Source organism: Microbacterium sp. GbtcB4, assembly GCF_019091465.1.
GTDB classification, from domain to species: Bacteria; Actinomycetota; Actinomycetes; order Actinomycetales; family Microbacteriaceae; genus Microbacterium; species Microbacterium paraoxydans.
Genome location: NZ_JAGXJJ010000004.1, coordinates 51,853 through 62,672, shown reverse-complemented (window position 1 = coordinate 62,672; position 10,820 = coordinate 51,853). Strand labels below are relative to the sequence as shown.

Here is a 10,820-nt window from a genome sequence, read left to right as displayed (position 1 = left end):
GACGAGACGGCAGGATGGAGATATGCCCCGTACGCCCGAATCCTCGAACGCGATCGAGTGCTCCGATCTGGTCATCGACCGGATCGGTCACGGCACGCCGAATCGCGCGGTCGACGGCGTGACGTTCTCGCTCGCCCCCGGCGGGCTCATCTGCGTCGCGGGACCGACCGGCTCGGGCAAGTCGACGCTCGTCGCCGCACTTGCGGGTTCCACGGATCCCTCGGTGCGCGTCGTCGGCGGCCGGGCGCAGGTCTGCGGCATCGACATCCGTCGTCCGGGTCGCAAGCACCGCATCCTCACCTACCGCACGGGCTTCGTGCCGCAAGGTGCCGGGGCGGATCTGCCGCCGCAGCTGACGGTCAACGAGGTCATCGCCGAGCCGATCCTCATCCGGGAGAAGCGCGTCAACACCCGGGCGCTCTCCATCCGGGTGGCGACGCTCCTGGATGAGCTCCACCTGCCGCTCGGGACCGCCGCGAAGTTCCCCTATGAGCTCAGCGCGGGCATGCGCCAGCGGGTCGCGATCGCCCGTTCCTTCGTGCTGGAGCCGCGGGTGCTCATCGCCGACGAGATCCTCGCGAACCTCGATCTGGAGGTGCGACCGGTCGTCTTCGACGCCATCACCCGGCGCCGCAAGGAGGAGGGGATGGCGGCCCTCCTCGTCACCAACGACGCGGACTTCATCCGCGAGCTGAACGCAGAGACGCTCATGCTGCGCGGGGGCCACGTCGTCGCGCGGGGCGTCGGCAAGGACCTGCTCTGGGTGCCGAATGCGGAGTCGGATTCCCGCCGCTGAGCGCGACACGCCCGAGGGTCGCGGAAGGCGCCCCGGTGTCACGAACAGCGTCTCGAGTTTGCTAAGCTTGACGAGTTGCCCGCACCGCGGCGCACATTCCTCGGTAGCTCAATTGGCAGAGCAGCCGGCTGTTAACCGGCAGGTTCTTGGTTCGAGTCCAAGCCGGGGAGCCAACGGAAGAAGCCCCCTCCAACGGAGGGGGCTTCTTCCGTTCCCGGACCGCTCGGCGGCACGCCCGGACACAGGAAGAGCCCCTCCTCGCGGAGGGGCTCTTCCTGTCGAAGAGGACGGTTCAGCCGACGCCCTCCATAGCGCTCGTCTCGGTGTTGCCGATCCGGGCGATGACGTCAGGGCGACGACGGGCGAGGTACGCGTACCGGGTGAGCGCGAGGGCGACGGTCACGAGGAACACGTACGGGATCACGTTGTACGGGAAGGCGGGCACGGGCCACACGTTCGCGAAGAAGACGTACGCCATCGTCACGACCGCGACCGTGGCGCACACCTTCACGAGACCGTTCCGCATCTTGGCCCGCTGCGTGTAGACCACGCACGCGATGGCGACGAGGGCGTAGGCGACCATGTAGCCGTAGGTGCCCCAGGTGTTGACCCAGACGAGGATGTCGCCCGTCGCCGCTCCCGCCAGCAGCAGCACGATGTCGACCGTGATCGCCGCGGCGCCGGCGAGGATGAGCACGCGGTGCGGCGTGAGGTGCTGCTCGTGCGTCCGTCCGAAGCGCTCCGCGACGACGCCTTCCTTGCCCATCACGTAGACGATGCGGCCGATCACGTTGAGCGGGGCGACGACGACCGCGAAGAACGACGCCGAGACGCCGAACGTGAGCACGGCCGCGAACCAGCCCGGCATGCCGATGAGGGCGGACATGCTCTCCAGCGGGCTCGCGGCGGTGGCGAGGTCGTCGCCGAGGACCGCGATCTGCGTGTACGCGGCGAAGACGTAGAGCACGCCGACGCCGAGGGCGCTCCACATGATGGCGCGGGGGATCGCCTTGTACGGCTCCTTGGCCTCGCGGCCGAGGGCGTCCGCCGAGGAGAAGCCGACGAAGCCCAGGATGCCCAGCACCATGCCGGACGCGATGCCCTGGAACGACGAGCCGGTCGCGAGGACCTGCGCGGGGTCCCAGGCGGAGGGACCCGCCCACGCGAGCGCCGCGATGAGGAGCACCAGGATGATGCCGACGGAGAGCAGCTCGAGGACGAGCGAGACCCGGGCGGACAGACGGATGCCGCGGATGGTGAACAGCGTCGCCAGGCCACCGAGCAGGATCGCCAGGCCGATGTCCCAGCCAAGCCCCTGGGCGGGCAGGCCCAGCATGCTCAGGAACTGCCCCATGTAGCTGACCGAGCCGCTGAGGGAGGCCGCCGCGATGCCGAAGCAGCCGATCAGCAGCGTCACGCCGGCGAGGAAGGCGCCGAACGGGCCGAGGCCCTTCGACACGTAGGTGTACAGCGAGCCTGCCGAGGCGTGCTTGCGAGCGAACACCACCACGCAGTATCCGACGCACAGGATCACGATGGTGGCCAGTGCGAAGGCGTAGATGGTGCCGTTCCCGGCGCCGAGGAAGATGGCGGCGGCCGTGAAGGCGATGACGGCGCTGGGGGCGATGTTGGCGATGGCCTGGGCGGCGAGCTCGGGTCCGCTCATGACGCCGGTGCGGAGCCCGGCATCCTGCGGGGCGCCGGGCGGGGCGACGACGGTGTCTGACATGGTTCTCCTGGTTTCGGGTTTCAGGGATGGGCCGCGCGCGGCGGTCAGGGGATGAGGAGGGTACGCAGTGCCGAGCCGCCGTCGAGGTCGTCCAGGGCGGCGGCGGCCTCGGAGAGCGGACGGCGACCGGAGATCAGCGGATCGATCTTGAGCTGCCCGTCCATGTAGCGGTCCACGAGCGCGGGGACGTCGATCGACGGCCGCACCGAGCCGTAGTTCGAGCCGAGGATGCGCTGGTCGGCCTCGGCGAGGACGAGCGGCTCGAACGAGGCGCGTGCTCCCGTGGGCGGCAGCCCGACGATGACCGCGGCGCCGCCGAGTCCGAGCATCTGGATGGACTGCTCGGTCGTGGAGGTGCGTCCGATCGCGTCGAAGGCGTAGTCGACGCCGTCCGGGATGAGCTCCCGCAGCTGCGCCACGGCGTCGCCCTGGGAGGCGTCGATGCGGTCCGTGGCCCCGAACTGCAGGGCCATCTGCGTCTTCTCCGGCCGCACGTCGATCGCGACGATGCGCTCGGCACCGGCGAGTCGGGCGCCCTGGACGACGTTGAGGCCCACGCCCCCGCAGCCGATCACGGCGACGGTCGATCCGGGTTCCACGGCGGCGGTGTTCAGGACGGCGCCGACACCGGTCGCGACAGCGCAGCCGACCACGGCGATGACGTCGAGGGGCGCGTCGTCGCGGACCTTCACGGCTCCGGATGCGGGGACGACGACCTCCTCCGCGAAGGACGACACACCCAGGTAGTGGTGCAGCTGCTCGCCGTCGCGGCTCAGCCGCGACGTGCCGTCGAAGAGCACGCCGAGGGGAGCGACCACGGTGGCGACCTTCTGGCAGCGGGCCTCGTGACCGGCGCGGCAGTAGCGGCACTCGCCGCACGGCGGCACCCAGCTCAGCACGACGTGGTCGCCGACAGCGAGCGTGGTGACGCCCTCGCCCAGTTCGGTGACGACGCCGGAGCCCTCGTGGCCCATGACCAGGGGAGCGGCGGCGTCCCACTCGCCGCGCTTGACGTGCAGGTCGGAGTGGCAGACACCGGCGGCGGCGATGCGTACGCGCACCTCACCGGCGCGGGGCGGAGCGAGGTCGACGTCGACGAACTCGATGGGCGACTGGGGGTCGCGGAAGACAACAGCTTTCATGACATCCTTCGGGAAGTGGGGATGCGCACGATGCTAGGAGAGAGCGGAAGCCCTCGGCATCCGACAGAAGCGTGAACAGAGCGGCTGCTCTTCGACAATCTGTATGATCGGTGGGTGGCTCGTGACGTCGCCTCCGTGGCCAGGTATCTCCGGGCGGAACTGCTGCCGGGCGCTGTTCCCGGAGCGCGGCCGGTCAACGCGGTCCTTCCCCTCGACGACTTCGGTCCGCCGGTGGATCCGCTCCACGCGACGCTCGTCGTAGCCGAAGAGGCCGCGCTCCTCGGCGTCGGCGGCGACCGCCGTGCCGCGCTGGGGGAGACCGTGGTGGTCACGAGCGACGACAGCCCCCGTCTTCGCGAAGCCGTGCGGGACGCGGGGTTCACGGCCATCGTCGGGGTCCCCCTGTCACCGCCGCTGGTGGCACCGACGCTGACCTCGCTCCTCGCCGTCGATCAGGCGGCGGAGGCTCGCGCCATCACCTCGGCGATGCGGGTGCTCACGCTGGCGGCGCGGCGCAGCGGCATCACCGGCGTCATCGCGGAGCTGGCGCACCGCATCGACGGGTGGGCGGTGCTCCTGGATCGGCATGGCGAGGTCATCACGACCGCAGGAGCAGGAAGCCTGCACATCGACGATGCGATCGCCGTCGCCGTCGGCCGACCGGTGCGGGTGCGCCATCGCGCCCTGCAGGTGCACCCGGTCGGTCCTGGCCAGGACATCACCGCGCAGCTCGTGACCGCTCCGCGCAACGACAGCTCCGGCCGCGGTCGCGAACTGAGCTCGCAGGCCGCGGCGCTGCTCGATCTCCTGATGCGCACCCGGGACAGCAGCCAGCTGGAGCGCCTCGGCCGCTCGATGATGTTCGAGACCGTCCGCGAGGGAGGGGAGGAGGCCACTCGTCTGCTCCGCCGCTGGGGCGTGCACGAGCGCGTGCTGGTGGGTTTCGCGCTCGCGTCCCGCACCAGCGGTGTCGACGTCGAGCATCTGCTCGGTCTCTGGCTCGACGAGCTCGGCGCCGAGCACGTCTTCACGTCGCAACGGGGAATCGTGCAGGGCGTCGTGCGCGAGGACCATGCCGACCAGATCGCGCATCGCGCCAGGGCGTTCGCCTCGACGCTCTACCTCGGTCTCGGCCGACCGGCGGGTACGGATGCCCTCGCCCGCAGCATCGACGAGGCGCGGCACGCCTGCGAGGCCGCGCGCACCGGCGGCGAACGCGTGGTCCGCTACGAGGCCATTCCGACGGTGTCGTTCGTGCTCGGCGCGCTGGACCCCGATCAGACCACGCGCCTTGCGCGTCTGCTCGACCCGCTGCGCGCAGCCGAGCGGCCGGCCGAGCTCCTCGACACGCTCCGGGTGTTCCTCACGTGCAACGGGGCGTGGAGCGAGAGCGCGGCGCGACTGCGCATCCACCGGCAGACGCTGACGACCCGCGTCCGACGGATCGAGGACCTCACGGGCCTCTCGCTGTCCGATCCGGACGACCGCGTCGCGGCGTGGCTCGCTCTCCGTGCCGCGGACGGCTGAGCCGTGGCACGGACGACGAAGGGCCCCGCCTCGCGGCGGAGCCCTTCGTGAAGGTGCGGTCTGATCAGCGAGCGGCGCCCTTGAGCGATCCCTCGACCTGTCCGGCCGGGTCGATGATGATGCACTGGATCACGCGGTCGTTGGCCTGCTCCCACGAGTCCTTGCTGGGGGTGAGCGTGGTCACGTCCAGGGCGGACTCCTGGTACGAGACGCCGACGAAGGACGTGTACGCGTCGCCGATGCACTCCTCGGACGCGGCGCTGATGGCGTCCTCCGAGTACTCGCCGTCGTCCATCTTGATCTCGTAGAAGACCTCTTCGTCGTGCGGCTCGGAGCACGGCACGACGTTCGCGTCGGTGAGCATCCCGGAGCCGGTCTCGAGCATGCAGTCGCCGAGCTTCACGGAGAACACGTCGATGTTCGCGCTCTCGGTGACCTGACCGGTCTCCTCGTCGCGGTCGGCGTCGGCGCGACCGCCGCCGAGGATGCTGTTGATCGCGCTGCAGCCGGTGAGGGCGAGCGAGACGGCGACAGCCGAACCGGTGAGCACGAGTGCGCGACGGGTGCGCGACTTCATCATGGATTTCCCCTTCAGAGCGTGACGCGGGGCATGCTGAATATCCCCGCCGCGAACACGCTATAGTGCCCGGAGTCTATGACGCAACTTGAAGGATGCTGTGCGTGGGCTGAATGGGATCAGCCCTCGAGGTCATCCACTCCGGGGAGCCAGCTGGCCCCCGGGCGTCCCCAGCCGCGCTTGCGAGCGATCTTCTGCGTCGTCTTCCAGTCGGAGTCCGAGAGGCGGTCGATGTAGAGCACGCCGTCGAGGTGGTCGAACTCGTGCTGCATGATGCGAGCGCGCCAGCCGTCCACGTCCAGCGTGACCGGGCTGCCGTCCAGATCCGTCGCCGTCACCCGCACGCGGTCGGACCGGCGCAGGGGGAACCGCTCGCCCGGGAAGGACAGGCAGCCCTCGGACTCCAGCTCGGGGTCCGGCGCGCCCGGTTCCGTCGGCGTCATCCACAGTTCGGGGTTGATGAGCACACCGCGCCATGGCTGGTCGTCGTCGTCGACGTAGGAGTACGTGTAGATCCGCAGCGGCACCCCCACCTGAGGGGCGGCGAGGCCGACGCCGGGCGCGGCGTCCATGGTCTCGAGCATGTCGGCGACGAGGGTGCGGATCTCATCGGTGATCGCCTCGACGGGGGAGGCGGGGGAGTGCAGGACGGGATCGCCCATGATGCGAATCGGAAGGACAGCCACGTCACAACCCTAGTCCGCGGCACTCTCCGGGTAGGGTCGTACTGTGAGCGCAGGGGTGTGGATGGGGACGGTCGAGGACGTCGGCGACCAGCTTGTCGGCGCGTTCCAGAACCCGGACCTGCTCCTCGGGATCCCGCTGGCTCTCGCCGGTGCCGTGTTCATGTCGCTCGGCGCGCAGTACCAGCACCGGGGCGTGGAGAAGGTCGAGCGGCTCAGCGGCTCCGACGGCGCCGCCGGCCTCAGCTTCGATCAGCTCAAGCGCCTGTTCACCCGCCCGTCCTGGGTGATCGGGACGCTCATGCTGGGACTCGCGATCGTCTGCCAGCTCGCGGCGCTCGTGAAAGCACCGCTCATCGTGGTGCAGCCTCTCGGCGCCATCGCGCTGGTCATCACGACGCTGCTCAACGCCCGCATCTCCGGTCACGCCCCCACGCGGCAGTCGCTCACCGCGATCATCGCCTGTGTCGGCGGCATCTTCCTCTTCGTGTTCTTCGCCGCGATCTACGCCACGGAGAAGGAGGTCACGGACCGCGAGCTGTTCGTCATCCTCGCGATCCTGCTCGTCGTGATCATCGTGCTCGGGGCGTGCTGGCTCATCCTCCGGCACCGGATGCGCGCGCTGTTCTACATCATCGGCGCCGGCATCCTCTACGGTTTCGTCGCCACCCTCGCGAAGGTCATCATCAAGCGCATCGAGGCCGGCCAGTTCGAGTGGATCACCGCGGTCTGCCTGCTCGCGTTGCTCTCGGCGGGTGCCGTCGGCGCGTACTTCGTGCAGACCGCCTACAGCTCCGGTCCGCCGGACCTCGTCATCGCCGGTCTGACGGTGGTCGACCCCATGGTGGCCGTGCTCATCGGCATGCTCGTACTCGGTGAGGCCGCGGCGGCTCCGTGGTGGGTCTTCATCATCTTCGGCGTCGCCGGCAGCATCGCCGTCTGGGGCGTCGTCGGGCTCGCCCGGTTCCACCCGCAGGTCCTCAGCGAGAGCCAGGAGCTCGGCATCACCCGGGGGAGCGATCACGCCACCCCGCCGGCTGCTCCAGCATCAGGTGCGCCGGAGCAGCCGGACCCGCGTGAGACACGCGGCCCGGACGCTCAGTAGGCCTGGTCGATGAGGTCGGGGGAGACCTCGGATGCCGCGGCCTCGTCGACGAAGAAGACCGTCCGCTTGCGGCCCTTCGCCCCGGCTGCGGGAACGCTCGTGTAGCTGGCGCCGGCGAGAGCGAGGCCGAGCGCCGATGCCTTGTCGGCACCCGTGAGCACGAGCCAGACGCGCTTGGAGGCGTTCAGGACCGGGCGGGTGAGGGTGACCCGCTCGGGCGGGGGCTTGGGGGAGTCCCGCACGGGCAGCGCCGCGGCATCGGTCACGGTGACCTCTTCCCGGTCCGGGAAGAGCGAAGCGATGTGGCCGTCGGGACCGACGCCGAGGAAGCACACCGCGAACGACGGCCACGGGTGGTCCTCGGTGCCGAAGCGGGCGAGCTCGGCGGCGTACGCGGCGGCGGCCTCATCGAGGTCGAGACCGCTGTCCGAGGCGGCGACCTCGTGCACGTTCTCCGCGGGGACATCGATGTGGTCGAGCAGCGCCTCCCGCGACTGGAGGGCGTTCCGGTCCGCGTCCTCCTGCGGGACGAAGCGCTCGTCACCCCACCAGAAGTGCACGAGGGACCAGTCGATCTCGGCGGACCGCGGGTTGTCCCGGACAGCGCGCAGGACGGCACCGCCCATCGAGCCGCCCGTCAGGGCGACGTGAGCCAGACGGCCGTTGCGTGTCCGCGCGCGTACACGGGTGAGGAAGCGATCGGCGACCCGGAGGGCGAGGGCGGCGGGGGTGGCCTCGACCACGACCCGCTTCTCTGCGGACGATCCCGGCATCGAGGTCACTCTCCTGTCTCGGGCGGACCGAGCTTCTCCCAGCCCTCCGTGATCACTCGACCGTACAGGACGTCGGGGTCGAGCCTGCGCAGCTCCTCCGCGAGGCACTCGCGCAGCGTCCGCCGCGGCAGGTGGAGATCGTGGTCGGGCTGGTTCGGCTGGGTGAGGACGGCGACGCCGGGCGACGGCCGCTCGAGGAGGATGTCGCCGGACTCCCGGGTGAGGCGCACCGACTTGATGCCCTCCTGCCAGTGCTCCGGGTCCTCGTACGACCACCGCACCGGCACATCCAGTGCCATCTGCAGCCACGCGGCGAGCAGTGCGGTGGAGGGCGAGGCGCTCCCACCCCGGACCTCGACGGCGGTGATGGTCTCGTACGGCGGCTGGTCCAGCACCGCGGCGAGCTGCTCGCGCCAGTGCGTGAGGCGCGTCCAGGCGAGGTCGGTGTCGCCGGGAGCGTGCGTGCGCCCGAGGAGGGCGAGGCGGTCGCGCACATCCGGGGACGTGGCGGCGTCGGTGATCCGGCGCTGGGCGATGCGGCCGAGCGGCGACGTCGCTGGAGAGGTGGGGGCCTCGTCCGGCCACCACGCCACCACCGGGGCATCCGGCAGGAGCAGTCCGGTGAGCAGGCTCTCCTCGTTGCTCGCGGCGGCGCCGTGCGCGTGCAGCACGACGACCTCGCTGGCCCCGGCGTCTCCGCCCACGCGGATCTGCGCGTCGAGGCGGGACTCGCCGTCGCCGGTGGTCAGCACGATCACACGCATCGGGTGCTCGCGCGACGCATCGTTCGCCGCGTCGATCGCGGCCTCCGCGACGCCCTTGCGGGCCGCGATGACCAGGGTGAGGACGCGGCCGAGGGCGACGGCGCCACCCTCCTCGCGCACCTTGACGAGCTGCTTGGCGACCTGGCTGACGGTCGTGTCGGGAAGGTCGATGATCACGGGCGTCTCCAGACTCGTCCGTCGCGGGCCAGCAGGTCGTCGGCCGAGGCCGGTCCCCACGAGCCGGGCGCGTACTGCTCCACCGGACCGCCCTGGGCGGCCCAGTACTTCTCCACCGGGTCGAGGATCTTCCAGGAGAGCTCGACCTCCTCATGCCGCGGGAACAGCGGCGGGTCGCCCAGGAGGACGTCGAGGATCAGACGCTCGTACGCCTCCGGGCTCGCCTCCGTGAACGCGTGGCCGTAGCCGAAGTCCATCGTCACGTCGCGGACGTTCGTGCCGTTGCCCGGCACCTTCGAGCCGAAGCGGATCGTCACGCCCTCGTCGGGCTGGACGCGGATCACGAGGGCGTTCTGCCCGAGCTCCGAGGCGTTGCCGCGGCCGAACAGGTGCTGCGGCGCACGGTTGAACACCACGGCGATCTCCGTCACGCGACGGCCGAGGCGCTTGCCCGTCCGCAGGTAGAACGGCACGCCGGCCCAGCGTCGGGTGTCGATCTCCAGCTTGATGGCCGCGTAGGTCTCCGTCGTCGACTCGGGGTTCATCCCCTCCTCGTCGAGGAAGCCGGTGACCTTCTCACCGCCCTGCCAGCCGCCGGCGTACTGTCCGCGTGCCGTGGCGAGGGAGAGATCCTCCGGCACGTGCACCGCGGCGAGGACCTTCTCCTTCTCGGCCCGCAGATGCTCGGCGGAGAGGCTGATGGGCTCCTCCATCGCCGTGAGCGCGAGGAGCTGGAGCAGGTGGTTCTGGATGACGTCGCGGGCGGCGCCGATCCCGTCGTAGTACCCGGCACGACCGCCGACGCCGATGTCCTCGGCCATCGTGATCTGCACGTGGTCGACGTAGTTGCGATTCCAGATCGGCTCGTACAGCTCGTTCGCGAAGCGCAGCGCGAGGATGTTCTGCACCGTCTCCTTGCCGAGGTAGTGGTCGATGCGGAAGATCGAGTCGGCGGGGAACGCCACCTCGAGGGCTGCGTTGAGAGCGCGCGCCGACTCGAGGTCGTGCCCGAACGGCTTCTCGATGACGACGCGCCGCCAGCGCTCGTCGTCGTCCGCGTCCTCGCCCACGAGCCCCGAGTCCTTGAGCTGCTTCGCGACGAGCGGGAAGTCCTTCGGCGGGATCGAGAGATAGTAGGCGTGGTTGCCCATGGTCCCGCGTTCCACGTCGAGCTTCTCGACGGTCTCCCGCAGCTTGCGGAAGGAGTCGGGGTTGTCGAACTCGCCGGAGACGAACCGGATGCCCTGGAGCAGCTGCGTCCAGGTCTCCTCGCGGAACGGCGTGCGGGCATGCTGCTTCACCGCGTCGTAGACGACCTGGGCGAAGTCCTGGTCCTCCCAGTCGCGGCGGGCGAAGCCCACGAGCGCGAAGCCCGGGGGCAGGAGCCCCCGGTTCGCGAGATCGTAGACCGCCGGCATGAGCTTCTTGCGGGACAGATCACCCGTCACGCCGAAGATCACGAGGGCGCTGGGCCCCGCGATCCTGTTGAGACGACGATCGTCGGGGTCGCGCAGCGGGTTGTGCCCGCGCGAGATGGGTACAGACAT

General features: G+C 70.3%; 10 protein-coding genes and 1 tRNA gene. 4 read left to right on the top strand and 7 right to left on the bottom strand.

Annotated features, from left to right (window positions below):
• The first annotated feature begins 22 nt into the window (after positions 1–22).
• Together KVS71_RS08015 and KVS71_RS08010 are read left to right on the top strand one after the other, a co-directional pair.
• Complete coding sequence (locus KVS71_RS08015) at positions 23–796, top strand: ATP-binding cassette domain-containing protein (protein WP_025103667.1); 774 nt, start codon at positions 23–25, stop codon at positions 794–796.
• A 97-nt stretch (positions 797–893) separates the two neighbouring features.
• Positions 894–969, top strand: a tRNA-Asn gene (locus tag KVS71_RS08010).
• A 119-nt stretch (positions 970–1,088) separates the two neighbouring features.
• Here the strand turns inward: KVS71_RS08010 and KVS71_RS08005 are convergent.
• Positions 1,089–2,525 (bottom strand): APC family permease, encoded by a 1,437-nt coding sequence (locus KVS71_RS08005; RefSeq protein ID WP_217584295.1) that lies wholly within the window; start codon positions 2,523–2,525, stop codon positions 1,089–1,091.
• Positions 2,526–2,569: 44 nt separating this feature from the next.
• Entirely contained in the window at positions 2,570–3,667 is a 1,098-nt protein-coding gene (locus tag KVS71_RS08000; RefSeq protein WP_025103665.1) for an alcohol dehydrogenase catalytic domain-containing protein, read from the bottom strand.
• A gap of 114 nt (positions 3,668–3,781) precedes the next feature.
• On the opposite strand from KVS71_RS08000, the gene KVS71_RS07995 reads away from it, so the two are divergent.
• Positions 3,782–5,194 (top strand): helix-turn-helix domain-containing protein, encoded by a 1,413-nt coding sequence (locus tag KVS71_RS07995; RefSeq protein WP_217584294.1) that lies wholly within the window; start codon positions 3,782–3,784, stop codon positions 5,192–5,194.
• A gap of 64 nt (positions 5,195–5,258) precedes the next feature.
• Here KVS71_RS07995 and KVS71_RS07990 read toward each other — a convergent pair whose 3' ends face one another.
• Together KVS71_RS07990 and def are read right to left on the bottom strand one after the other, a co-directional pair.
• Positions 5,259–5,774, bottom strand: coding sequence for a septum formation family protein (locus KVS71_RS07990; RefSeq protein WP_060921905.1), 516 nt, complete (start codon positions 5,772–5,774; stop codon positions 5,259–5,261).
• A 116-nt stretch (positions 5,775–5,890) separates the two neighbouring features.
• The gene (gene def / locus KVS71_RS07985; RefSeq protein ID WP_217584293.1) at positions 5,891–6,457 is read right to left on the bottom strand and encodes a peptide deformylase; all 567 of its coding nucleotides are present in this window, start codon (positions 6,455–6,457) and stop codon (positions 5,891–5,893) included.
• Between the two features lie 61 nt (positions 6,458–6,518).
• Here def and KVS71_RS07980 point away from each other — a divergent pair, with 61 nt between their 5' ends.
• A complete protein-coding gene (locus tag KVS71_RS07980) occupies positions 6,519–7,559 on the top strand; it encodes a DMT family transporter (protein ID WP_217584396.1) in 1,041 nt (346 codons plus the stop codon).
• Here the strand turns inward: KVS71_RS07980 and pgl are convergent.
• The 3 genes from pgl to zwf are packed head-to-tail and all read right to left on the bottom strand — an operon-like array spanning position 7,553 to position 10,820.
• Positions 7,553–8,332, bottom strand: coding sequence for a 6-phosphogluconolactonase (gene pgl, locus KVS71_RS07975; RefSeq protein ID WP_186326318.1), 780 nt, complete (start codon positions 8,330–8,332; stop codon positions 7,553–7,555). The genes KVS71_RS07980 and pgl overlap by 7 nt on opposite strands.
• A 5-nt stretch (positions 8,333–8,337) precedes the next feature.
• The gene (locus tag KVS71_RS07970; RefSeq protein WP_060921903.1) at positions 8,338–9,273 is read right to left on the bottom strand and encodes a glucose-6-phosphate dehydrogenase assembly protein OpcA; all 936 of its coding nucleotides are present in this window, start codon (positions 9,271–9,273) and stop codon (positions 8,338–8,340) included.
• Positions 9,270–10,820 (bottom strand): glucose-6-phosphate dehydrogenase, encoded by a 1,551-nt coding sequence (gene zwf, locus KVS71_RS07965; protein ID WP_025103658.1) that lies wholly within the window; start codon positions 10,818–10,820, stop codon positions 9,270–9,272. Before zwf ends, KVS71_RS07970 begins: the two co-directional genes overlap by 4 nt.